The sequence below is a fragment of the Pseudoalteromonas sp. SA25 genome, assembly GCF_011378705.1.
In the GTDB taxonomy this organism is placed as follows: domain Bacteria; phylum Pseudomonadota; class Gammaproteobacteria; order Enterobacterales; family Alteromonadaceae; genus Pseudoalteromonas; species Pseudoalteromonas arctica.
Map to the genome: position 1 here is coordinate 72,977 of NZ_WTKV01000009.1, position 25,747 is coordinate 98,723.

General features: G+C 39.6%; 22 protein-coding genes. 9 read left to right on the forward strand and 13 right to left on the reverse strand.

The window, feature by feature from the left end; genetic code table 11:
- Window positions 1-56 precede the first annotated feature (56 nt).
- Window positions 57-3,143, forward strand: coding sequence for a beta-galactosidase (locus tag GQR45_RS09365; RefSeq protein ID WP_165725735.1), 3,087 nt, complete (start codon window positions 57-59; stop codon window positions 3,141-3,143).
- A 61-nt stretch (window positions 3,144-3,204) separates the two neighbouring features.
- Here GQR45_RS09365 and GQR45_RS09370 read toward each other — a convergent pair whose 3' ends face one another.
- Complete coding sequence (locus tag GQR45_RS09370) at window positions 3,205-3,651, reverse strand: DoxX family protein (protein WP_165725736.1); 447 nt, start codon at window positions 3,649-3,651, stop codon at window positions 3,205-3,207.
- A gap of 217 nt (window positions 3,652-3,868) precedes the next feature.
- A complete protein-coding gene (locus GQR45_RS09375; RefSeq protein WP_165725737.1) occupies window positions 3,869-5,014 on the reverse strand; it encodes an iron-containing alcohol dehydrogenase in 1,146 nt (381 codons plus the stop codon).
- 184 nt (window positions 5,015-5,198) lie between these two features.
- Between GQR45_RS09375 and GQR45_RS09380 the strand changes: the two genes are divergently transcribed.
- Window positions 5,199-6,083: an AraC family transcriptional regulator gene (locus tag GQR45_RS09380; protein WP_165725738.1), complete on the forward strand. Its 885-nt coding sequence runs from the start codon at window positions 5,199-5,201 to the stop codon at window positions 6,081-6,083.
- A gap of 22 nt (window positions 6,084-6,105) precedes the next feature.
- Here GQR45_RS09380 and GQR45_RS09385 read toward each other — a convergent pair whose 3' ends face one another.
- Together GQR45_RS09385 and GQR45_RS09390 are read right to left on the reverse strand one after the other, a co-directional pair.
- The gene (locus tag GQR45_RS09385; protein WP_165725739.1) at window positions 6,106-6,924 is read right to left on the reverse strand and encodes a hypothetical protein; all 819 of its coding nucleotides are present in this window, start codon (window positions 6,922-6,924) and stop codon (window positions 6,106-6,108) included.
- A gap of 194 nt (window positions 6,925-7,118) precedes the next feature.
- Window positions 7,119-7,538 (reverse strand): VOC family protein, encoded by a 420-nt coding sequence (locus GQR45_RS09390; protein ID WP_010554617.1) that lies wholly within the window; start codon window positions 7,536-7,538, stop codon window positions 7,119-7,121.
- A gap of 273 nt (window positions 7,539-7,811) precedes the next feature.
- Here GQR45_RS09390 and GQR45_RS09395 point away from each other — a divergent pair, with 273 nt between their 5' ends.
- Entirely contained in the window at window positions 7,812-8,117 is a 306-nt protein-coding gene (locus GQR45_RS09395; RefSeq protein WP_007587218.1) for a hypothetical protein, read from the forward strand.
- Window positions 8,114-8,494 (forward strand): hypothetical protein, encoded by a 381-nt coding sequence (locus GQR45_RS09400; protein ID WP_165725740.1) that lies wholly within the window; start codon window positions 8,114-8,116, stop codon window positions 8,492-8,494. The genes GQR45_RS09395 and GQR45_RS09400 overlap by 4 nt, the downstream gene beginning before the upstream one ends.
- A 1-nt stretch (window position 8,495) precedes the next feature.
- On the opposite strand, the gene GQR45_RS09405 is transcribed toward GQR45_RS09400, so the two are convergent.
- Window positions 8,496-9,317 (reverse strand): sterol desaturase family protein, encoded by an 822-nt coding sequence (locus tag GQR45_RS09405; RefSeq protein ID WP_165725741.1) that lies wholly within the window; start codon window positions 9,315-9,317, stop codon window positions 8,496-8,498.
- A complete protein-coding gene (locus GQR45_RS09410; RefSeq protein WP_165725742.1) occupies window positions 9,314-9,760 on the reverse strand; it encodes an SRPBCC family protein in 447 nt (148 codons plus the stop codon). The genes GQR45_RS09405 and GQR45_RS09410 overlap by 4 nt, the downstream gene beginning before the upstream one ends.
- Window positions 9,761-9,857: 97 nt before the next feature.
- Here GQR45_RS09410 and GQR45_RS09415 point away from each other — a divergent pair, with 97 nt between their 5' ends.
- The 3 genes from GQR45_RS09415 to GQR45_RS09425 all read left to right on the forward strand — a co-directional run bounded on the left by GQR45_RS09415 (window position 9,858) and on the right by GQR45_RS09425 (window position 13,192).
- Window positions 9,858-10,871 (forward strand): AraC family transcriptional regulator, encoded by a 1,014-nt coding sequence (locus GQR45_RS09415; protein WP_165725743.1) that lies wholly within the window; start codon window positions 9,858-9,860, stop codon window positions 10,869-10,871.
- 92 nt (window positions 10,872-10,963) lie between these two features.
- Window positions 10,964-11,737 carry a transporter substrate-binding domain-containing protein gene (locus tag GQR45_RS09420; protein WP_165725744.1) on the forward strand — a complete coding sequence of 258 codons (774 nt, stop codon included), beginning with the start codon at window positions 10,964-10,966 and terminating at the stop codon, window positions 11,735-11,737.
- 357 nt (window positions 11,738-12,094) lie between these two features.
- Complete coding sequence (locus tag GQR45_RS09425; RefSeq protein WP_165725745.1) at window positions 12,095-13,192, forward strand: polysaccharide lyase family 7 protein; 1,098 nt, start codon at window positions 12,095-12,097, stop codon at window positions 13,190-13,192.
- On the opposite strand, the gene GQR45_RS09430 is transcribed toward GQR45_RS09425, so the two are convergent.
- Entirely contained in the window at window positions 13,193-13,594 is a 402-nt protein-coding gene (locus GQR45_RS09430) for an NUDIX hydrolase (protein ID WP_024589726.1), read from the reverse strand.
- 186 nt (window positions 13,595-13,780) lie between these two features.
- Between GQR45_RS09430 and GQR45_RS09435 the strand changes: the two genes are divergently transcribed.
- Window positions 13,781-15,673: a propionyl-CoA synthetase gene (locus GQR45_RS09435; protein ID WP_165725746.1), complete on the forward strand. Its 1,893-nt coding sequence runs from the start codon at window positions 13,781-13,783 to the stop codon at window positions 15,671-15,673.
- A 222-nt stretch (window positions 15,674-15,895) separates the two neighbouring features.
- The gene (locus tag GQR45_RS09440; protein ID WP_165725747.1) at window positions 15,896-16,816 is read left to right on the forward strand and encodes a cation diffusion facilitator family transporter; all 921 of its coding nucleotides are present in this window, start codon (window positions 15,896-15,898) and stop codon (window positions 16,814-16,816) included.
- 466 nt (window positions 16,817-17,282) lie between these two features.
- On the opposite strand, the gene pdxY is transcribed toward GQR45_RS09440, so the two are convergent.
- The 6 genes from pdxY to potE form a co-directional block, all read right to left on the reverse strand.
- Window positions 17,283-18,146: a pyridoxal kinase PdxY gene (gene pdxY, locus GQR45_RS09445; protein WP_165725748.1), complete on the reverse strand. Its 864-nt coding sequence runs from the start codon at window positions 18,144-18,146 to the stop codon at window positions 17,283-17,285.
- A gap of 103 nt (window positions 18,147-18,249) precedes the next feature.
- Window positions 18,250-19,671: a sodium:proton antiporter NhaD gene (gene nhaD, locus GQR45_RS09450; protein WP_240920198.1), complete on the reverse strand. Its 1,422-nt coding sequence runs from the start codon at window positions 19,669-19,671 to the stop codon at window positions 18,250-18,252.
- 17 nt (window positions 19,672-19,688) lie between these two features.
- Window positions 19,689-21,161: a TorF family putative porin gene (locus GQR45_RS09455; protein WP_165725749.1), complete on the reverse strand. Its 1,473-nt coding sequence runs from the start codon at window positions 21,159-21,161 to the stop codon at window positions 19,689-19,691.
- Window positions 21,136-23,397 (reverse strand): Orn/Lys/Arg decarboxylase N-terminal domain-containing protein, encoded by a 2,262-nt coding sequence (locus tag GQR45_RS09460; protein WP_165725750.1) that lies wholly within the window; start codon window positions 23,395-23,397, stop codon window positions 21,136-21,138. Before GQR45_RS09460 ends, GQR45_RS09455 begins: the two co-directional genes overlap by 26 nt.
- Before the next feature lie 14 nt (window positions 23,398-23,411).
- Window positions 23,412-24,335, reverse strand: coding sequence for an amino acid ABC transporter substrate-binding protein (locus GQR45_RS09465; protein WP_165725751.1), 924 nt, complete (start codon window positions 24,333-24,335; stop codon window positions 23,412-23,414).
- Complete coding sequence (potE, locus tag GQR45_RS09470; protein ID WP_165725752.1) at window positions 24,332-25,684, reverse strand: putrescine-ornithine antiporter; 1,353 nt, start codon at window positions 25,682-25,684, stop codon at window positions 24,332-24,334. The genes GQR45_RS09465 and potE overlap by 4 nt, the downstream gene beginning before the upstream one ends.
- Window positions 25,685-25,747: the final 63 nt, after the last annotated feature.

Consider the following 25,747-nt stretch of genomic DNA (forward strand, 5'->3'; position numbering starts at 1 on the left):
TTATTTTTAGCTATATTTAGCGCATTATAATTGCCCGCTTATGCAATAGGATAAACATGACCTCTTTACAGCACATAATTAATCGCCGAGATTGGGAAAACCCAATTTCAGTACAAGTTAATCAAGTAAAAGCGCACAGCCCACTCAATGGATTTAAAAGCGTTGACCATGCCCGTACTAACACGCAATCGCAAAAACAAAGTTTAAACGGTCAGTGGGACTTTAAATTATTTGATAAACCCGAAGCGGTTGATGAATCGTTGCTAAGTGAAACACTAAACAGCAACTGGCAAAGTATTACAGTGCCTTCTAACTGGCAATTACACGGCTTTGATAAACCTATTTACTGTAATGTTAAGTACCCATTTGCAGTTAACCCGCCTTTTGTACCAAGCGACAACCCTACAGGCTGTTACCGCACTGAATTTAATATAAGCGAAAGTCAGCTAACTCAGCGTAATCATATTATTTTTGAAGGCGTTAACTCGGCGTTTCACCTGTGGTGTAACGGGCAATGGGTGGGTTATTCACAAGATAGCCGTTTACCGAGCGAGTTTGATTTAAGCGAGCTTTTAGTGGCAGGTACTAACCGTATTGCCGTTATGGTTATTCGTTGGAGCGATGGCAGTTATTTAGAAGATCAAGACATGTGGTGGCTAAGTGGTATTTTCCGCGATGTTAACTTACTTACAAAACCACAAAACCAAATACGTGATGTGTTTATAACCCCCAATTTAGACGCTTGCTATCGCGATGCAACGCTACATATAAAAACGGCGATTAATGCGCCAAATAACTATCAAATAGCAGTGCAAGTTTTTGATGGCGAACAGGCGCTATGTGAGCCACAAATTCAAAGTACTAACAATAAACGTGTTGATGAAAAAGGTGGCTGGAGCGATGTTGTATTTCAAACAATTGATATACAAAGCCCTAAAAAATGGACCGCCGAAACCCCGTACTTATACCGCTGCGTTGTGAGTCTGCTTGATGAGCATGGCAATACCGTCGATGTTGAAGCCTACGACATTGGCTTTAGAAAAGTAGAAATGCTTAACGGGCAACTGTGTGTAAACGGCAAGCCGCTACTTATTCGCGGTGTTAACCGCCACGAACACCACCCAGAAAACGGCCATACAGTTACTACCGCCGATATGATTGAAGATATTAAGCTGATGAAGCAAAATAACTTTAATGCCGTGCGTACTGCTCACTACCCTAACCACCCTCGTTTTTACGAACTGTGTGACGAGCTAGGTTTATACGTAGTTGATGAAGCAAATATAGAAACCCATGGCATGTTTCCTATGGGGCGTTTAGCTAGCGATCCGCAGTGGGCTGGTGCATTTATGTCGCGTTATACGCAAATGGTTGAGCGCGATAAAAACCACACCTCAATTATTATTTGGTCACTAGGAAACGAATGCGGACACGGCGCAAATCATGATGCCATGTACGGCTGGTCAAAAAGCTTTGACCCCTCTCGCCCCGTGCAATACGAAGGCGGCGGTGCAAACACAACGGCTACCGACATTATTTGTCCAATGTACGCCCGTGTAGATACCGATATTAAAGACGATGCGGTACCTAAATACTCTATTAAAAAGTGGCTAAGCCTACCAGGTGAAACTCGCCCGCTTATTTTATGTGAATACGCCCATGCAATGGGTAACAGCCTAGGTAGCTTTGACGATTACTGGCAAGCATTTAGAGAATACCCACGCCTGCAAGGTGGCTTTATTTGGGATTGGGTAGACCAAGGTTTATCTAAAACAGACGAAAACGGCAAGCATTATTGGGCTTACGGCGGCGACTTTGGTGATGAACTAAATGACCGTCAATTTTGTATAAACGGGTTATTGTTCCCAGACCGTACGCCGCACCCTAGCCTGTTTGAAGCTAAATACAGCCAGCAACATTTACAATTTACATTGCGTGAGCAAAATCAAAACCAATACACCATTGATGTATTTAGCGATTACGTATTTAGACATACCGATAACGAAAAGCTTATTTGGCAGTTAATGCAAAATGGCATCTGTGTTGAGCAAGGCGAGCATGTACTTAATATTGCTCCGCAAAGTACGCACACGTTAACTATTAAAACTAAAACAGCGTTTGAGCAAGGTGCGCAATATTATCTTAATTTAGATGTAGCATTAGTTAACGACTCACACTTTGCAAACGCTAATCACGTTATGGATTCAGAGCAGTTTAAGCTTATAAATAGTAACAATTTAAGCAGTAAGTCATTTGCATCATCATCTGAGCAAAGCGCTATAAGTGTTAGCGAAACCGACTCCCACCTAAGTATTGAAAACGATAAATTTAAACTTGTTTTTAGCAAGCAATCAGGGCTTATAGAGCAGTGGTTACAAAACGATACTCAGGTTATTAGTAGCCCACTGGTTGATAACTTTTATCGTGCCCCACTTGATAACGACATTGGTGTAAGCGAAGTAGACAATCTAGACCCCAATGCATGGGAGGCTCGTTGGTTGCGTGCAGGTATAGGGCAATGGCAGCGCACATGCAGCTCAATTCACGCAGTGCAATCAAGCGTTGATGTACGTATTACTTGTGTATTTAATTACGAGTTTAATGGCGTGCTACAGGCTCAAACACAGTGGCTATATACACTAAATGATACCGGCAATATTAGCTTAAATATTGACGTGCACTTAAACGACACTCTGCCGCCAATGCCGCGTATAGGGCTAAGTACAACAGTTAGCAAGCAAAGCGATACAAAAATAAACTGGCTAGGTTTAGGGCCTTTTGAAAACTACCCAGATCGCAAAGCCGCAGCACGTTTAGGTTATTACAGCTTGAGCTTAAATGAGTTACATACACCGTATATATTCCCAACTGATAATGGCCTGCGTAGCGATTGCCAATTGCTGAGTATTAATAACTTAACTGTAACTGGCGCGTTTTTGTTTGCAGCCAGCGAGTATTCGCAAAGTACGCTAACGCAAGCAAAACACACTAACGAACTAATTGCTGATGATTGCGTACATGTACACATTGATCATCAACATATGGGTGTAGGTGGCGATGATTCATGGAGCCCAAGTACTCATAAAGAGTATTTACTTGAGCAAAAGCAGTACAGTTATTCTTTAACTTTTTCAGCTAAATAATTTAGTAGTTAACCTACAAAAACAGCGGCCAAATTGGCCGCTACTCTTCAATTAATAAACTCTATTTATTAGCTAGTTTTTTAGCTAATGCGTTATCAAGCGAAAAGCTTCCCGCTCCTTGAATTGCTAAAACTACAGTTACTACAAGTAACGTTAATGCGTATTCATAGCCATTATTTGCCATAAATAAGCCATTACTAATATGTACGCTAAAAATAGCAATCAGCATAGTAAAGCCGGCAACTACAGCAGCTGGGCGAGTTAACAAACCAATTGCTAATGCAATGCCACCAAAAAACTCAGCGCTACCTGCCATCATTGCTAACCAATAGCCAGGCTCTAAACCAATACTCGCCATCCATTGGCCTGTACCTTCAAGCCCGTAACCGCCAAACCAAGCAAATAGTTTTTGTGCACCATGCGCCGCTAAAATAAGGCCAACTGGTACTCGTAAAATTAATGCTGCTACGCCTGCTTTTGAGCTAAGTAATGTGTTTAGTAATTTCATGAGTTTAGTCCTGTTTTAATTTATTTAATCGTTAGATTTTTCCTAACCGTTGAGCACAGTTTACTATCATCATTAAAAAACATTAATACAGACTTTATTGGTTAATTAGCAACGCAGTATTTATAATAAACCATAAAAAAACCGCCAACCTAAAGGTTGACGGTTTTTTATTAACGCTAAAACTTAGTATATTTAAGTAAGCGCTTAGCTTTGAAAATTAAGCAACTGCTTGCTCTAAAATTTCGCGGCTTTCTTTTAGCGTAATAGCTTGGTTTTCACCAAGAGCTAGCATGCCGTGCGCTTCAAGTTTATTAATAATATTGTCAATCGCCGCTGCTTTATCATCGCCATGTTCAGTAAGCTGGGTCGCTACGTCAAGGCTGTGGTAAAACGCTTCGATTGCTAAAATTGTTTTCTCAGCTAAGTCGTCAGATTGCTCAAGACCAAATACGTTTTTACCCATCTGCTCAAGTTTTGCTTTTTTAACTGCAAACTGGTTACGTAATAAAGAAGGCTGAACAATAGCAAGTGAACGAGCATGATCAACGCCGTAAGCAGCTGTAAGCTCGTGGCCAATCATGTGTGTTGCCCAATCTTGCGATACACCAGAACCAATTAAACCATTAAGTGCTTGGTTAGCTGCCCACATAAGGTTTGCACGCCATGCATCGTCTTGATTTTCAAAGTTGTCGCCTAATGTTTTAAGCGTTCTTAAAAGTGCCTCTGCGTAACCTTCTTGAACCAATGCCGTTTCAGGGAATGTTAGGTATTGCTCACATGTATGAACCCATGCATCTACTAATCCATTCACAAGTTGGCGCTGTGGTAATGTTTTCATTACATCAGGGTCCATAATCGCAAATTTAGGAAGTACTTCTGGTGATGCAAACGGTAGTTTTTGCTTTGTTGCTTCTTTGCTCACAACTGAGTTTTGGTTAGACTCTGAACCCGTTGCAGGCAATGTTAATATTGCACCAATTGGTAATGCGCTAGTAATAGTGTGCTTACCAGTAGGAATATCCCAACCTTCTCCATCATAAACTGCAGATGCTGCAATGTATTTAACGCCGTCGATTACTGAACCGCCGCCTACACCTAGTACAAAGTCGATACCTTGTTCTTTACAAATTTTTACTGCTTGGTCTAGTACTTCTATAGTTGGGTTAGCGCCTACACCCGAAAATTCAACCCAGTCAAAGCCTTCAAGTGCTGCTGCAACTTGGTCGTACACGCCGTTCTTTTTAATTGAACCGCCGCCGTACACTACAAGTACTTTTTGATCCTTTGCGATCAAATCAGTTAGTGAGGCAATTTGTTCTTGGCCGAACTGGATAAGTGTTGGGTTTACGTAGCTAAATTTCATTATTTTGCTCCTAGGTGACGGTTAAATACTAAATATAATGCTTAGTTACTAACTAAGCTAAACTTCAATGAGTGCATATTAGTGGCAAAATAAACATAAAAAAAGCCCAATAACTCGCAAAAGCTTGCCTAAAACTGTCAGGATTGATATTTTACGCAAAATTCGTACGATAGTAGAAGTTTTAATGTCCTCAATAGCCAACATGATGCAAAAATTTGCAGAGCACAATAATTTATTTAACTTTGAAGGCAACATGGAAACCATTATTCCAGGTGTGTATTTTCATCGTGCAAGTAAAAGCTCGCCGCGCCAGCCACTTATATATAACTCAGGTATTATTATTGTTGGGCAAGGACATAAGATAATTCATTTTCCTGATCATCAAATAAAATATGGTGAAGGCGACTACCTTGTTTTAGGTGTACCAGTGCCACTTGAATGCGAAGCTTTTACCGATAACAACCAGCCTGTTATGGGTATTGTTATAGATATAAACCCGGTAATGTTACATAAATTAGTAAACCAAATTGGTACACATAAGCCATTCACCACTGGGCAAATGAGTGGCGTTCAATCGGCTAAAATAGATGGCGCAATGGAGCAAGTAACCCACCGTTTACTTAGCGTGCTTAATAACCCCATTGAGGCTGACGTTTTTGGCGAAGATATAGTAAAAGAATTGGTATATCGTGTACTTTGTGGCCCACAAGGACATACTTTAATAGGGCTTGCTATGCATGATGGGCATTATGCGCGTATCGCCCGTACGCTCTCAACTATGCACAGTAGTTATGCCAATCAAATTACAGTTGAGGGGTTGGCTGAAGATGTAAACATGAGCGTATCGTCGTTCCATCGTGCTTTTAGGCAAGTAACGTTTGAGTCACCTTTGCAGTATTTAAAAAAAGTACGCTTAGCTAAGGCTAAAGAGCTTATAACCAGTAGTGGAAGCAAAGCCAACGAAGCTGCATTAAAGGTTGGCTATACCAGCCCATCGCAATTTAGCCGCGAATTTAAACGCCACTTTAATAAAACCCCCAGTGAAATGTTAATTCAATTACATAACTAGGTAATGGTTTTAGAGATGTAAATTAACCGAGAGAGTCAATCTTAAGCACTGCTTTTTTTGTGTTTAGCAAAGCTTGCTTGGTAAATTGGCGATTAATAAATTGGCTAAAAATAATAGTAAATAACGTTGAGAAAATGGCAGCTGTTGCGTACACCTGCCAAATCATAAAGTTATGTTTTAACATAAACGCAATCACCGCAAAAAATACACACCCACCTAATGAACCAATAATACCGCCATTAAGAATTTTAAACGTTGAGGCTTGTTTGTCACTAAAATGGGCAACACTGCCCATTACCGCTAAAATAACCGGAAAGGTAGATATTAACCCGCTCCATGCAGACCCTATATGCTGCGATATAAACGTAACAAGCACGATAAAGCTCGTCACTAATATCATTTTTACCGGAAGCTCCCAGCGAGCATTTAATGGTTTTGCATCAACTGATATATTTAGCTTTGTAGAGATAATAGTTAAACCGAGTAAAATACAAAGTGAAACCACACTCGCCACAATAATATTCACTGGTAAAAATAAAGTAATAACGCTAAATACGCACCAAATACTCAACGCTGTAAAAAGCGATTTAAGCATTCCAAATCTTCGTGATACAACCAAGTAACTAAAACAAAATAAGCCTATACCGCTCATACCATAAAGAGAGGCCACCGCTGAGTTAGCTGCAAATAATTTACCTTGCTCTAATGCTATAAAATAAGAAATAGGCCCAGAGGTAATAGGCAAGCCAGGAATTATGCCGCTAACAAAACTACCAAAGCGTTTTTGGGCGAATGTTATTAGTAAAATAAGCAAAGGTGCAATTATGAGTTTAAGCAGCATAAATAACAATAAAGTATGAGAATTGAAATTAAGTCTACGTGTCTATACCTACATTGTAGAGTGAATAAAAGTCATGCATGTAGTGTAATTTTTTTCACCTGTAAATATTAACTAATTTATCAAAACACTGATTAATAGTTATAAAAAAACCACTTATTAAAGTGGTTTTTTTAGCTTAACTTAAACAACAGCATTTATACTTTTTTAAATAAAACCTCTGGGTTTACCATGGTTTTCATTTCAAGCACATTGCCATTTGGATCTTCAATAAAAAACGTTTCTTGCTCAAACTCATCACCAATAAATCGGCGGTATGGTTTATCTAGGTATTCAATACCCGCATCTTCAATACGTGTTTTTAACCCGTTAAATTCATCTTCAGATAAGTGAATCCCAAAGTGAGGTACTGCCACAGCTCCCATATCTACATCATGGCGAACTGTTGGTAAGCGCTCAACACTCTGGTGCAAGGTAAGTTCATTACCCCAAAAATCTATATCTACCCAGCGACCTTCTTCACTGTTACCCGTTTTACAGCCTAGTACGTCACAATAAAACGCTTTAGCCACTTTTAAATCGCCAGCCGGAATAGCCAGATGTAAACAGTTAGACATAAATAACCCTTGGTTAACACTTTAATACATTAAATTATCGCCATTATACATAACTTGTGATTTATAGAACATTAACAGCGGCACTATTAAGCATATTTAATACCTAAAAGCCGTTTAAAAAACACGCTTTTAAAGTTTGTAATTACTTATAACATTTATTTGTTAGAGAGTATTAGAAAGCGCAAAAGGATTAGTTTAAAATGCGCCGCTATGATTAAATTCTTACTTTTAAAATTCATCACTTTCTTTTTAGGCTTTGTAGCTTGCTTTGCTATGCACACTACTTTTGCATTACCTTTAGTGATTTCTGCTGCGCTAACGGGGCTTATTGGCTCGTTTATTCCTTTTCCTGCACATTATAAAAACCATCCGTATGCTGCAATTTATGCTGGTAGCTTTGCAGGCATGTGTTCAACTCATTTAATTACCAGTTACTGGGAAATTGCTATTATTTCGCTTATTGGCTCAAGTTTGTATGTGCTTACTATGAATATGTTTACAGGTTTTGGTGGCAAGCTTGGCAGCGTAGCTTTTGCAAGCGTGGCACTTTTTGTATTAGCCAAAGGAATTGTATTATGAGTATTGAATATCCATTACTTGTACTCCTTGGGGCTTTTTTAACATTTTATTTAGCTAAGCATAGTCGCTTTGACGGGGTTAGAGCGTCGTCTTCTCTTTCTATTATTGCTTATTTAATTTTTAGCGCTTTAAATTTGAACCCCAATTTATACGCAATTGTATTTTTTGGCGGCACATTTATAGGTATGAGCGCCCCACATCGATTTGGTATTTATACTGTAGCAAGCTCATCTATTTTATTTTCAATCTTATTTGAATTTCTTGTACCAAAACTTGACGGCTATGGCGGTGCATTAGGTATTAGTGCATTTTTATCTGTATGTATTTGCCATACTTGTATTTTATTAGGTGCCCCAAGAAGTAAAAAACCACAATAACTTACTTACGTTTAATGCTACTTGTAGGGTAGCCAAATAGCACTCTACATTTAGCTTTTATTCCCGATGCCTTATAAACACTTTTCAATAAGTGCTCCCACTGATGAAACGTAATAACGACTGGGTTATTGCTATTAAGCTGCCCTATAATGCCGTATTTACAAGGCTTTGATTTATCTTCTTCTACAAAGGTGCCAAATAACTTATCCCAAATAATAAGTACACCTGCAAAGTTTTTATCAAGGTAGCCTGTATTTATTGCGTGATGAACTCGGTGATGCGAAGGCGTATTAAATACTTTTTCAAACCAGCCTAACTTACCTACTATTTGAGTATGTACAAAAAATTGATACGCCAAATTTAATGCAACCACGCTAAATACTGTTAGCGGTTCAAATCCAATTAAAATCATAGGTAGCCAAAACACCCACATACCGGCTACGGGGTACATTAAGCTTTGCCTAAATGCGGTGGTGAAATTCATTTTAGTTGAGCTATGGTGCACCACATGTGCAGCCCACAACCAATGAATATGATGCGATGCTTTATGAAACCAATAATATAAAAAATCTTGCAGTAAAAATGCAAATGCAATACTTAATACACTCACTTCAATATCAAACAATCTATAGTCATACAACCAATTAAATAAAGGCATTAACAGCAGTAACGCAATAGCATCTGCGCCTTGGTGTAATAGCGCTAACACTGTATTTGCTAGGCTATCTTTTATGTCGTAATAGCGCTTAAACTTAATAAACTCAGAGCAAACAAATATCAAAAATAACGGGCTAAGAGCGAGCAAAATAATTTCTGAGTTCATACTTTACCCGCCAAAAAATAATTATTTAAATTGTTTAACGCTTGGGTTATATCTTTTGTAATAACATATTTAAGTAATGCATTTGGCATCCACCACGGAGCTGAGCAGCTTATGCAATAGTTAAGTTCGGTAACTAAAGTATTGATGTCTTTATTTGCAGTGAGGTATATATCGCCTCGATGATTAGCTACTGGTTTATCGCCTACTATTTGGTAACTGATCTGATTTTGATCGGCACTGATTATTTGCTCTGAAAAAGTTATTTTACCTATTTTAACTTGCCTAACAGCTCCTTTCCCGCCTTCTATTTGCCCTTCGTTTTGTGCTTGTAGCAGCTTAAATTTGGCATTAAAAAATCGATGCAACTGTTGATGATCCAATAGTGTGCTTATTATTTGCTTTGGCTGTGCATTAAGCGTTTGTTTTATTGTTATAAGTATCATTTTTACAGCAAGAGGTTATTAGGCATTCAACTAGCATATAAAAATTTAACGTGGCAAACTTGCTAATACACGACTATTTTTTAGCTTTAGATGACAAATGCACACATTGGCTGATCATTACTTTTCAAGTATTCTTGATTACTTACAAGCGCAAGGCATTAATACTAAAACGGCTTTGCACGCTATTAGCTTTGACGAATTTAGTAATCAGCATACCCATCAATTAGCGCCGCGTATTAGCTTAAATAGTTACAATGCTTTATTAGTTTATGGCAAAAAAACACTTAACGATCCTCTTTTTGGTTTTACCCTAGGTCAGCAAATTCGCACTGCTGACTACGGCGTTTTAGGTTACTTAATTGAATCAAGCGATAACTTAAGCAGTGCCATTAAAGCATTGTTAAGCTACGACAGCTTGGTGGCTGATATTGGTAAAGCCAAGTTTGAACTAAATACTGATACAGCAACTATTCGTTGGATTGCTCACCAAAGTTGTAATGAGCATGTTGTTTTACGAAACATGACCGCGTGGGTAAGTGTAATTCGCCAGTTAATAAATTTAACGCTTTCGCCAAGTAGAATTAGTTTTACTTATAATTGGTTGCCATCGCAAAGGCGCGCCCTTGAATCATGGTTTAAATGCCCTGTAAAAAGCAGTGCTGAATATAATCAAGTTAGCTTTCCGAGCGATTATTTAACGCTGCCCTTTAAAACCGATAACGCCATTATTAATTCTACTTTTAAGCAATTGTCAGAGCAGCAACTCTCTAACTTTAAAAGCCAGCAGTGTATTGACGATAAAGTTAATCAGTTACTTACAGCTAAAACTACCTTGCAAAACTGCAACCTAATAGGCATAGCTGATGCGCTTAATTTAACACCCCGAACGCTACAACGACGCTTAAAACAACAAGACTTAACCTTTGCTCAGCTACTTGAAAAAGAACGTAAAAAACGTGCAGATACATTAATAGCCAGCATGCCACTTGCTGATTTATCTAATATTTTAGGATTTAAAGATCAAAGCTCTTTTAATCGAGCTTTTTTACGCTGGCATAAATGCGCGCCATTACAATTTATAAAATACAAAACAGCAAGTACAGCCAAGTAAATGCAAATTATTTACGTTATATAAACATAATATATATATGTTTTAGTTAATACTCTCTACACTAGGTGTATTATTGCTTTAAAAGATTTTTTATGTTTTTTCGTGTTTTATTAAGTGCTTTTGTATTTATTTTATATAGCCCCCTGTGTAACGCCGATTCGGTTACTTTTATAGCTGAAGACCTTCCTCCTTATCACTTTAAAAATCAGCAAGGTGAAGTAAGCGGCGCTTTAGTCGACATTGCCAAAGCAGTTGTGAAGCAAACAAACTTAACCGCTAATTTTGAAATAATGCCTATGGCCCGCGTTTTTAAGGAGCATAAAACAAATACCAACGCCATAATGTTGTCTTTGTTAAAAACCCCAGAGCGGATTAATAAATATACATGGTTAGGCGAAGTGTATTTTGCAGATGCTTATTTAATTAGCTTAAAAAGCCATGTAGATGAAGTTGTTCACTTAAATTTTGCTAAAGAGTATAAAGTAGCAACCATTCGTGGCTACCTGAGCGAAGCCTACTTAAAACAAAAAGGCTTTACCGAAAATAACAATTTAATACTGGTCAGTTACTATAATCAACTTTGGCAAATGCTTTATAAAAACCGGATCGACTTTGTAGTAACTAATACACTTACACTTAATAACGAGCTAAAAAGCCTAGGACTCGATCCTAGCCTAATAACAAAACGAATTCATTTAAGCGATCTTCCCTCCTCACTTAATTTTGCAGCAAGTAATCAACTTAATCCTAAAACAGCTAAAGCACTCTCTGACGCATTAAGTAACATTAAAGAAAATGGTGAATACCATACCATTTTAAACAAGTGGCAACTTTTATTACCAAACACGACTAACATGCAGCACTAACCATAGTTAAAGCCCGGCATTAGTTATTGGCAGTGGTTATTTAGTTATTTGCTAAACGCGGCAAAGCAAACTACAAAATTAAAAATCTCCTCCCCCCAAAAAATAGACTACACCTTAGCGCCAAAATCTACGTTATACATCACTAAATGAATAGCCAAACACATAAAAAATACATACCGCAAACACTTCCATAAGAGCCGTTAAAAAACACCTAAACCAAATTGGTATAACAAAAGATCATTTAAAAAATATTTAATTTTACTAATTGGTAAGTTTTAATTGTTAAATTGGTATGCTAGATTGAGATTAAGCGATGCCTGTACCGCACAATTTTTACTTCATCACACAGAGACAATAATGATAAAAAATACATCCACATTTAAACTTACGGCTTTAGCCGTTATCACCCCTTTACTTTTTACCGCTTGTTCAAGTACCCAAAGCACTAATCAGCAAAGCGATGCGCCGGTACCTGCAACAAAGTTTGATTTATCTCACTGGAAAATAAATGTACCAGTAGATTTAAACAACGACGGTAAAATTGATGAAATAGATGTAGAAGAAATTCAGACTTACGCACACCCTGATTTTTTCTATCTTGATGATAAAGGCTACATGGTATTTACCTCCCCTAATAAAGCGCTTACAAGTGCTAACTCTACTAATACCCGTAGTGAACTTAGACAAATGATCCGTGGATCAAATACTAAAATTAAAACTAAACATTCTAAAAACAATTTTGCTTTAGCTGTTCACCCGCTATCTGACCGATTTGGTTCTGTTGGTGGAAAAATGGAAGCAACGTTAAAGGTAGATCACGTTGCGCTACGTGCAACTGATCCTGATAAAAAAGCGGCTTACTCTGTTGTTGTAGGACAAATTCACGCAGGTAAAGATCAGGCACTTATTGATACCAAGCTTGGTTATGGCTGGGGCAATGAGCCACTTAAAATATATTACAAAAAATGGCCTGGGCACAAAACAGGCTCAGTTTTTTGGAACTACGAACGTAACTTACCTAAAACCAATCCTGACCGTACAGATATTACTTACCCAGTTTGGGGTAATACATGGGAAAACCCTAACGAGCCAGGCGGTGCAGGTATTGCACTAGGTGAAGAATTTAGCTACATGGTAAATGTGTATAAAAATGTTATGCACCTTACATTTAGCGCACAAGGCAAAGAAGACGTTAACTACTCTATTAACTTAGGTAATAACGTAGATGCTTATGGCAAAGTGGACGAAAAAGACCATCCACATGGCTACGCTGCAGATTGGCATTACTTTAAAGCCGGCGCTTATAACCAATGTAGTACTAAAAGCGCGAAAGGTATTTGGTACCCAGGTTGTTTAGGTACTGGCGATTGGTCTACAGATAAACAAAATGGCGATTACGCTCAAGTAAGCTTTAGTAAACTGGAGTTAAGCCCAGCGACACCGCCAACAAAATAACTAGGCTAGTACAGCCTCAGATAAGTAATTTTTTAGTGATGTAAACAGTGGCGTTGGTAGATTATTAATATCGCACCAGCGCCACTTTAAACATTTATTAGGCTCTTTAAGCTCAGGCTCTCCACCTTCAAAATCAGCTTTTACATACAGCGTAATATAGTGCTTGTTCTCTGCTGTAAAAATATCATTGGTAAAATCAAGCTTAGTAATTTTACTTACCTTTAAACCTGTTTCTTCAAACACTTCTCGTATTGCACATTGCTCAACACTTTCACCAAACTCTAAATGCCCACCAGGTGTTGCCCATGTATTAGCACCATGCGCGCCAATACGCTCACCTAGTAAAATTGTGTTTTGATGCTTTATGATAACCGCAACCCCTACTCTTACTACGTTACTCATATCGTGTTTTCTCTTGTTTTTACTGCCCGCCATGCTGAACCACACACTTTGTATTGTCAATTTTGTATTTTTAAAACCAGTGCATTGATTAAATTTTAGCCGACCAAGGTCGAATAGCTTGCTTGCTAAAAAAAGCCTACATTTTGTAAGGTCTCTCACACACAAATTTAGCTTTAGGAGCCTTACATGTCAGGCGAATATAAACAGCAATATAATGGCTTTAAACAAAACCCAGCCCAATTTTGGTTCGAACAAAGTAAAAATATTCCATGGTATAAAACCCCCACAAAAGCATACACACAAGACGACGACGGGCTTTATCATTGGTTTAGCGACGGGCAATTAAACACCAGTTTTTTAGCACTAGACCAACACGTTATTGCCGGATTTGGCGAGCAAACTGCACTGATTTACGACTCTCCAGTCACTAATACAAAGCAAACTTATAGCTACTCACAACTACAACAAGAAGTTGCTAAATTTGCAGGCGTAATACAATCGTTAGGTGTTATAAAAGGCGACCGCGTTGTTATTTATATGCCAATGATCCCACAAGCTGTTATTGGTATGTTGGCGTGCGCTCGCCTTGGTGCTATTCATTCGGTGGTATTTGGTGGGTTTGCTGCACACGAATTAGCTGTACGCATTGATGATGCCAAGCCCAAACTTATACTTAGCGCCTCATGCGGTGTTGAAGTAAACAGCGTTATTGAATACAAACCACTCATTGATAACGCAATAGAGCTTGCTGCGCATAAAGTAGAACACTGCGTTATTTATCAGCGTCCACAAGTAACCGCCACTCTTAAGCCTAAACGAGACATAGATTGGACTCAGGCAATGCAAACGGCTGCAAGCGCAGATCCGATGCCTGTAAATGGAGATGATCCGCTTTATATTTTATATACCTCAGGCACGACAGGCACACCCAAAGGCGTAGTACGCGAAAATGGCGGTCACGCAGTGGCAATGCAATACAGCATGGCAACCGTTTATGGTATGAAGCCCGGCGACGTATTTTGGGCAGCGTCTGACATTGGCTGGGTAGTTGGGCACTCTTATATAGTTTACGCACCGCTAATGTATCGCTGCGCAACTGTATTATATGAAGGTAAGCCGGTTAAAACACCCGACGCCAGTGCATTTTGGCGCGTGGTTGAAGAATATAAAGTAAATGCATTATTTAGTGCCCCCACTGCCTTTAGAGCAATCAAAAAAGAAGATCCAAATGCTGATGGTTTTAATCAATACGATACCTCTAGCTTAAAACGTTTGTTTTTAGCAGGCGAGCGGCTAGACCCTCCCACTTATGAGTGGCTTAAAGAAAAAACTAACCTGCCAATACTCGATCACTGGTGGCAAACCGAAACCGGCTGGGCCATCGCCTGCAACCCCGTAGGGCTTGAGTACTTAACAACAAAACCGGGCAGCTCTACCGTGCCTACTCCAGGTTTTGACGTGCGAATATTAGATATGGATGGCAATGAATGCGCAGCTAACGAGCAAGGCGCCGTGGTAATTAAACTGCCACTACCACCGGGTTGCCTACCAACAATTTGGCAAGATACCCCGCGTTTTAAAGCAAGCTACCTAAATGAATACGAAGGTTATTATTTATCTGGCGATGGCGGCTATATTGATGAAGACGGCTACCTATTTATTATGGGCAGAACCGACGACGTTATAAATGTAGCAGGGCATAGGCTTTCTACCGGCGAAATGGAAGAGATAGTAGCCGCGCACCCTGCTGTTGCTGAATGCGCTGTTTTTGGTGTAAACGATCCTCTAAAAGGGCAGCTTCCTATGGGAATGATCGTGCTTAAAAATGATTTTATGGGCTCAAGCACCGACGTAGAACAAGCGCTTGTTTTAAGTGTTCGTAATCAGATTGGCGCTATTGCGTGCCTTAAAAATATAGTTAGCGTAGATAGGTTACCTAAAACCCGCTCGGGTAAAATACTGCGTAAAAACCTGCGCCAACTGGTTGATGGCGAAGAGCTACAAATACCTTCAACCATAGATGATGCCAGTATCTTTGAAGAAATAAACCAACAGTTAGATCTTAAAAAGGAACTTTAATAATTCTTCATTAAAATCAATCAAGGAGTTTATATTAATTTGATATCAACTAAAAAAGTATATTTATCTGAGAATTGTGGGAATCCACAATGACATATAGTTTTTTAAAATCTTAATATAACTACACAAAACTAAAAAAACAGAATAAGAATAGACCATATAGTTCAAAATAGGTTTTTTAGTTACATTTTTTAATTTTAAACAATTAGGAAGTAATTCAAAATGTTAACTAAACCCAATGCGTATGATGAGCAACGTTTATTAAAACTATCTTTCTACGCCGCAGGTTTTTTTGTTTCAATCGCACTTACTTGCGCACTGCTTACACGATCTAATTCAATTTTATTTGATGGTATTTATTCACTTATTTCATTTTTCATGGCACTGGTAACGCTAAGAGTAGCGGCTCTTGTTGAGCGGCCCAATGACGACCAATTTCATTTTGGTTATACAGCAATAGAACCAACTCTTAATTTTTTCAAATCATTAATCACTATTGTGACGTGCATATTTGCAGTTTTTAGTGCTGTAAATAGTCTACTTTCAGGAGGAAATTCAGCTGAGTACGGTATCGCTATTTTTTACGGTATATTTGCAACTATTAGTTGCTTTATGATCGCATGGATAATGAAACAACGTAGTCAACATCTGAGTTCTGATTTGGTTGGCGTTGATGCTAAAACCTGGTTTATCGATGGCCTATTAAGTGCCTCAATTTTACTTGGTTTTATTGGCGCATGGCTGCTAGAGAACTCACCGCTTTATAAATATGCTCCTCTAGTAGATCCTATTTTATTGATTATATTAGGCTTGGCTATTTTACCAATACCAGGTCAAATCATGATCGCCAGTTTTAAGGAAATTATTAATCGAGCCCCCCCAGAGATGTTAATCAATGAAATTGAACAGCGACTCGCCGCGTGTTTAACCGAAATTAATTACGATCATATTGAATTACGTGTGAGCAAACGCGGGCGTGACCTTTATTTATTAGTTCATATCGTTGTCTCTGAAGAGTTTGATCTTGAAAGCATCGAACAATTAGATGACATCAGGCAAAGTAGTGAGCTAACAATGAAAGAGTGGAACCCAGCCATATTGATGGATATACTTTTTATCAAAGATCCCGCACTCGCAGGGTAATATCAAGCTATAACCCCCTATAAATCAATGCTAGTTATTCCCAAATCACTCGAGCCGAAATTTTTTAAGACTAACAACTTTTAAATAACGCCCTGAGAGTGATTAATTTCACTACTTATTATTCATTACATGTAATTTATAGCGCAGACTAGGGCGTGTGACCTTTGTGGATTGAAATTTATTCAATCCAAGGAAGATTAAATCGCGGCGCGAGATTGTAACCTAGCTAGCTCGGTAACAGCTCCTGCGTTACCCTAATGGCTTACATCCATGTAAGAATAAGTAAAAAAAGAGCAACAAAGCGTTAATCGTCCCAAGAAAGAACCCAAAGGGCAGCGCATGTTTGGTCTTTATGCTGCGTTATCGCCTATTAATGGGGAATAACCACACTGCATAGGCGCTGCCTTGCCTAAATACCAAACAGACTGCTGCAAATTCAACCTTGAAAGATCAACAGACCCTAGTGTTAATAAGAAACAATTTTACTCGCGAAGTGCTCGATTTTTCCATCAGAAATGTAATCTTGCGCTGCTATAATTTGCAGCTCTCTTTCGGCTAATGCTTTTGTTTTACTGACAATGTCATAAACACTTTGATTTGTTCTTTCAAAAGCTTCAATCGGGCTTTTTGTTTTCAATAGGTTGCCGGTGAACAACGATGTCGTTAAATCTCCCACACCAATAACGGGTATCGAAAAGTCAATTAAAGGACGCTCTACCAGATAGACACCGTCTTCGGTTGCCATTAGCATGCTGTAGTTGGAGAAGGATTTATAATGCAGATGTTTAACTAAGACAATACTCGGGCCCATAGCGCGTGCTTTAACACAAGCCGCTATGGCACTGTCTAAATCATTAATTGCTATTCCTGTGATTTGAGATAACTCAAATTGGTTCGGGGTGATCACTTGGGCTGCAGGAATTAAATACTTACAGAGCATTTCTGCAACGTCGTCAGTGACGAAACAGCCTTTATTTTCGTCTCCCATCACAGGGTCACAAACATACAAACAATTGGGGTTAACTGTTTTTATCCGCTGAATGTTCTCTAGTATCTCAAATGCTTGATTGGCATCACCTAAATAGCCAGAAATAACTGCAGAGATATTAGGTAATACGTTAATATTATCTAAGCCGTTAAACAACGAGGTAATTTCGCCTTTAGCAAGTACAGTGCCGGTCCATCCTTGCTTATACTGAGTGTGATTTGAAAATTGCACTGTGTTTATCGGCCAAACATTAAAGCCTAATCGTTGTAACGGAAACACCGCAGCTGAATTACCGGCACAACCATAAACCACATGAGACTGAATTGAGATAACACCCCGCATAATAGCGTCCTTATTTATTGTTAATTAATTAAACTTCAAAAATAGAAATTTTAAGCTGCGGCGATCATTCATATAATTAGTACAAAGCCTCCCAGCCAACACTCTAGCCGTTTAAGAATAAATGAGTGTAAATACCAGCTCCATACCCTAACGCAATAACGGGCGTCCATCGTAAATGACTCATAAATGTATACTGCCCTTTTGCGCTGCCCATTAATGCAACGCCGGCAGCAGATCCTACTGATAGCAAGCTTCCTCCGACGCCACAGGTAAGGGTTATTAACAACCATTGATTTACATCCATTTGTGGTTGCATACTTAATACAGAAAACATCACCGGAATATTGTCTATAACTGCTGAAATTGCGCCTAATACCAAGTTCGTTTGTGTAGCTCCCCACGTGCCATACATGTAATCAGACGCCAAGCTCATATAGCCAATAAATGTTAAAGCGCCAACACTAAACATGACCCCAAAGAAAAACAATAAGGTATCCCATTCTGCAGAACGAACATCTTCAAAAATATCATACTTAGGCTCGCCATCAACGCGAGTTCGTCTCAGGTGATATGTTAAGAACATTAATAAAGACATTCCCATCATCATGCCCATAAAAGGAGGTAAACCTAAAAACTGTTCAAACGTTATTGCCATCGTAATGCTCAAAAGGCCTAAAAAAATAGTTCGCTTACCGCCTCGGGCCATTACTGTATGCTCTTTCATTGGCATTGGCACACCACTTGGCACAAAAAAGCTCATTATCAAACAAGGGATCAAATAGGTAACCAATGCAGGGATAAAGAGTGTGAAAAATTGACTAAACTCAACCTGACCTGATTGCCAGACCATTAACGTTGTTATATCGCCAAATGGACTAAATGCACCGCCAGCATTGGTGGCGCAGACAATATTGACCATAGTTATGCTAACAAATGTTGGTTTTTTAACACCAATGGCCAGTACAACACTGCCCATCACCAGTGCGGTGGTTAAATTATCAGCAATGGGCGAAAGAAAAAATGTGATCAGTCCGGTAACCCAAAATAATTGACGGTAGCTCAGCCCAAGGTTGACTAACCAAGATCGCATGCTTGCAAATACGTTTGTTTTATTAAGCACGCTAATGTAGGTCATAGCACACAGGAGAAAAAGCAATAGACTGGAGTATTCATCTAAGCCGTGATTTATGGCTTTGTGAAGTTGCTCTTTATTCACGCCATATTGTGGTGCGGCATAAGCAATAACTAACCAAATAATGCCCGCGCCTAACATGACAGGTTTAGATTTACGTAACTGGGTTTTTTCCTCCGAGATCACTAACACATAAGATAATAAAAAAACGATTAAGCAAAATATCCCTTTCGGGTCAGTTGCAAGTTCAGCAAATACATGTGCTCTTGGCTCAATGGCAAACGCACTGAAAGATATCGTAACTAGCATAATGCATAAAGCGGTAACGACCGACAATCGCAGCCAAGATAAATAGTTCATTTTACTATCGGCGAACATCGGTCGTTTTTGCATTAACTATTCTCACTAAATTAGAACGAATAAGAAACATTCGCTATGATATGGTTATCAGCCTGCCCGCCAGTATTATCGAGTTTAGCCGCCGAACTGGTTTGTGTTACAGCAAGTCCAAGGTTAAATTTCCCCATGTCATATGCCAAACCAGCTCCCCACCAATTGTAAGAATGGCCAAAGTTAGAACGGTCATAATGCCCAATTTCCATATTAAAAGACACGTTCTCGATTAACTCATAATCAGCAGTCCCCTGATACCAAGTACCTTTTTCGCCACTGGCAACTTGATCATTTGAATAACCAATTTTTGCGCCAAAATGATCATAGCTTGCGCCTAAAATAAATTCACCGTAATCAAAGTCATTTTCTAGAGCGTCTTCAATACCAGGGTAATCATAATAGACATAACTGGCATCTAAATTTAAACCTTCAGATATCTCAAAGCTGTACCCTAAGTACAAATCAACTTCAAAATCAGCGCCGTCTTCTTCCTGTCCACGCGGTACGTAATCAACATTGGAAACCCAAACTCCGGTGTAAATACCATTATTCCAGCCATAATCGACGGACAATTGTACTGCAGGGTTATCTTCAGTCTGACTAACGCCTTTGCTTACGTAGTTAGAGACAATATCAACACTCGAACTAAAGCCCTTATAACCATCCCAACGCTGCCATTCCGTGCGTTCAAATACATCTGAACGTGAGCTAAAACTCAAGACAAAACCTGGATCAGTCACTTTAGTTAAATCAAGTCCATTCATTTCACCGAGTGAATCAAACAGCTTATCTCCGCGTTTACTCGTGTCATGGTACATAAGCGAAATAGCAAAGGGGCCAAAGCGCTTACTTACTCCCAACGAGTGATAGCTGTAACTATCACCTAAAAGTTTCTCAGCATCATGAAAGCCAAACATACCGTCTATGGTATAACCAAGCCCAATCGGATAATGCCCTGTTAGTTCATAGGCTACACTGTCTTCTTTAAGGGTGTACCTGTCATGTCCATAATCAACTCTGAAGCGAAAAAGTTCAGCGTAAAGCAATTCTGCATATACCTCTTCGTAACTTGAACTTTCAGCGGTAGATCCTGGAAAGTTGAGATAATGGCCACTGACTCTCGCTTGCCACTCATCATCAAGCTGCCATTCATAACCAATAAAGCCACGAAGCGAGACAAATAAGTCACGGTCAGCTAAGCCATTGGCAACAAAATCAATCGTTTTTGCGCGAAAGCCTCCCCCCCAACCTGATGGATCACGATAAATCATCGCGGCTTGCACGCCAGGATCACCTAAGGTGCGACTAAAACCATGCTCAATATCATCGCTTGAAAGCGTACCATAAATGCTCCAACGCTCATCTTCTTTACTATCAGCATCAGCAACGTCTTTAGCTTGAATAGATGTCGCCAGCGTAAGACCTAGGAGTGCAATAAGCGTTGATGAAAGTTTAAACCGAACATCATTTTTTAAGCACGGATACCGCATAAGTCACCCCCTTATCACCTTTATTAACGCTTAATCCATGTATTTCTGCTTCAAAGCCAGGTACTTGAGTGCTTTGCTCACGTGCCATAGCTAAATAATCAATAATCGGTTTACACCTTTCGTTATAACGCTCGCCTGGCATTATCAAAGGTATACCAGGTGGATAAGGGACAATCATTTCTGCGGCTATACGACCTTCTAATTCGTCAATCGATACTAACTCCACCTCATCAGCAACCAATTTATGGTAAGCCTGTGCAGGTGTCATCACTATATCGGGAAGCTCTGTATACATTGTATTCATAGCTTCTGGTGTTTTATGGTCGCGATAGAAAGTATGTAAATTCTGACACAGCGTGCGCAAAGTCATATGGGTGTAAACATCTGGATACTTGCTAACCAGTGTAGGCAATGCTGATTCTACGTTGGCATTGGTGTCGTATAAACGTTTGAACTGCAGTAACTCGGTCAATAAGGTGCTCCATTTCCCTTTCGTGATACCTAAAGAAAATAAAACAAGGAATGAATAAAGACTGGTTTTTTCTACCACAATACCGCGTTCCCACAAAAATTGAGAAACAATCGCCGCAGGAATACCTTCTTCTGCCATATAACCATCAATAGAAAGCCCAGGCGTAAGTAAGGTGACTTTTATGGGGTCAATGAGTACATAATCATCCGCTAAATCATCAAAGCCATGCCATTTATCACCGGGTCTAAGTACCCAATCTGCTGCCTGTGGTGCCTGTGGTGTATCGTTAGATTTTGCGCTAATAACATCAGGTTGCCAAACATTAAACCACCAACCACTTTGTTCGTGACCTACATTCGCCATTGAATGTCTAAATGCCATAGCCTCACTATGTATATCTTCAATAAGTGAAGGGCCGCTTTTACCAGACATCATTTTGCTCGCAACATCACACGATGCAATCACGCCATAATGCGGTGATGTTGATGTGTGCATCATGAAGGCTTCATTAAAACGGTTGGGATCAACTTTAGAACGAGCGCCCTGCTTTACATGGATCATTGAGGCTTGAGAAAAAGCAGCTAACAATTTATGTGTTGACTGTGTTGTAAGAATAGCCGGGCCGATATCTTGATCATCAACATCAGCCATACCAAAGTGGTTTTTATAAAACGGATGAAATGCCGCGTAGGCGTACCATGCTTCGTCAAAGTGTAAATAATCAACCGCATCAGCAACCGTGCGCTTTATTTCGTTAGCGTTATAACAAATCCCATCATAAGTAGAGTTAGTTACTACCGCCATACGCACTCTTTCTGGCACTTGAACAATTAGAGGATGTTCAGCCATACGTTCAGCCATGTGTTTAGGTGTAAATTGTTCGCGCGCAATAGGCCCAATAATACCAAATGCATTTCGACTAGGTTGAAAATAAACAGGAGTTGCACCTGTCATAATCAAGGCATGTAATAACGACTTATGACAATTGCGATCAACAAAAACTACATCGCCTTGCGTTGCAATACCATGCCAAACAATCTTGTTCGCCGTAGAAGTTCCATTGGTGACAAAATAGGTCATATCAGCACCAAAGTTTTCAGCCGCTTCATGTTCAGCGTCTTTAACTGGGCCACTGTGATCCATCAAAGAGCCCAACTCAGGCACAGATACAGATAAATCCGAACGCAGTGTGTTTTCGCCAAAAAACTGATGAAATGCTAAACCAACTGGGTCTTTAGTAAAGGCAACACCACCAGCGTGTCCTGGCGTGTGCCATGAGTAATTAGAGTCTTCAGTGTGCTTGAGTAATGCTTTAAAAAATGGCGGTAACAACTGATCTATATATTCACTCGCTGCACGAACAATCTGCTTACCTAGAAACTTTTTAGTGTCCTCATATAAATATATAATGCCACGAATTTCTGATAGTAAATCCGTTGGTAATCTATCAATTGATTGTCTTTCTCCAAAAAGAAAAACAGGTAATTCATCATTACGACGGTGAATGTGCTTTATGAGAGCGCGTAACTTTTCAAATTGCTCCGGACCTTCTTCACTGCCCTCTAAAGAAATAAGAACAGCCGAGACCTCAGAATAAGTAAGTACAGTTTGTTCGGCATCTTCAATACTAAAGCCACCGATGACTTTTATACCCTGTGTTTCTATTTCTTGTGCAAGCTGACGAATCAAGATCCCACTCATTTGCAGAGAATTATAATCGTTATCTATAATAGCAATTGGAAAGTTTAAATCATGTTTTAACATTGTTAATTCCTTATTTATTCAGGGAGAGCAGCACGTGTAAAAAGGCCTCGTGCTGTCGCGTCAATTTCACCAAAATAGGTCGTGTAAATAGCGTCTATTTCACCCGTGCGATAAAGTCTACTCAGTGTTCTATCTACGAGTAATCTAAAATCTTCGTCATCACGAGCCAGCGTTAGCGCAATCACTTTATTTGAAAAATATCGATGAATAACCTGTAACTCGCTATTGGGAGCGTTACGCTTGATCGCTTCAAGTAAAATAGCTCTGTCGCCAAAAAACATGTCAGAGCTACCTTTAAGTACAGAGCTAATACCTATGTCATAGCTTGTTACCGCCGACACTTTTGCAATAATGCCAAATTCATGAATGCGGTCATTAACCCAGGCTTCAGTCGTTGTACCCGACAAAACTGACGCTGTTCGTTGTTTTAAAATCTGGCTATATGAGGCTCTCCAACGCGGTCTAAATTCAGGTTCGTTGCCAGCAAGCAGAGCACGTAACTGTGATGGTGCATCGACACGAGTAAGCACCCCAATACCACTTAGAAAAATAGGTATAGAAAAGGAAACATCACGGCGTCTGGCAATCGTTTCAGTTGTTGCTCCGCACAGCAAATCAATCTTACCGCTTTGCAACGCAGTGAATCGGTCCTCTGTAGTAACCGCAACGTCATCAATTGCTAATGCATTCAAACGCAGCTCTGACTTTACTTCTTCGGCTACTTTCTTGCATAAAGCAACGGCATAGCCTGCGGCATGACCAGTATCGTCACGATAAGAAAAAGGCACATCGTCAGTGCGAAAACCTAGATTTATGGTGCCAGAGTTTTGAATTCTATCTAAGGTTTGAGCGTGGGCAAATGGTTCAGCTGCGAGTGAAAATAATACACATGTTAAAAATGTCGCCTTTTGCAATAATGGCTGGTTTAAAATTTTCATAAGTTCTCTCCTTTTGAGATTGAATTCATAGGTTTAACGACCTGTGGATTAACTTCAAAGCGTGGTGCCATGAAACCGTAAATTAAATAACCAAACATCATGATTATAAGGCCACCAATAACTGCGCCAGCGCCCGATGCGTATAAAGCATAAATACTATAAGTAACCGCCACACACACAATGATAGAATTGCGCATATAAACCTTGGCAGAAACCTTGTCTTTGCGCATCATTACCATTAAGCCTGTGAGCGCCATGATATAAGGAATCACATTGGTCACGACTGATAGGTCAACCAACACGTTAAACTGCTCGGTTAAGTTGGGCGACATCGTAGAAAAAGCGAATAGCGTTTGCACAATACCAATAATAACCATGCCTAAAATAGGTGCTCCCACTTTATTCACTTTACCCAAGAATGCGGGGAACATTCCTGCATCGGCCGCGAGTTTACCGCTTTGTGAAATAGTAAATTGCCAGCCCAATAACGAACCAACACATGCTAAAGCAGCTAAAGCCATAACAATACTGCCAACAACAGGGCTAAACATCTGTGTATACACAAGAGCAAAAGGACTCGTCGAGTTAGCTAATTCGACATTAGGTACAATCCCCATAATCACGCTTGTCGATAGGATATAAATAACAGCGGCCCCTGCGGTACCAAGCATGCAAGCCAGTGGTACATTTTTACGTGGATTTTCAACAGCCCCCGCACTTTGCGCTGCCGACTCCATACCCAGAAACGCCCATAGAGTAAGAGTAATACTAGAGCTGAGCCCCTCCATTAATGAAAGATCATTTGGATTCCATGCTTGTACAAATGTTTCTGTATTAAACCAAAACCAACCTATTACAGATAAACCAGCAACCGGAATGATTACTCCCCATACAGTAAATGAACCAATTCGTCCTGTAACTTTTGGACCACGGAAGTTAGCTGCTGTTGTCAGCCAAATTAAAACGATAACGCCTATTGCTGTTATAACAGGAGTAGAATTGAGCCAAGGAAAAAACGGCGCTATGTAACCCAGCGCCGCAATAGCAATCGCAACATTTGCGATTGCTAGCGAAATATAATAAAGGTAGGAGACCATAAAGGATCCCGATCTACCGTGAGATTGCTCTGTATATGCAGGCATACCACCTGCAGTACGGTCAAAAACCCCCGCCTGTGCAAATCCATAAGCAATAGCCATTGAGCCCAAAGCAGTGATAAACCAAGATAGCAATGAAATAGCCCCTACTTGCGCCATATTCGCTGGCAACATAATGATACCCGACCCCATCATGTTGACTGCCACGATCATCGTCAGGCCGGTTACCGACATTTTCTTTTCTTCTGACATAGTTTTTTCCCATTTAATTTTAGTGCTGAGTACTGATAATATTTACACAGCACTCAGCTATAA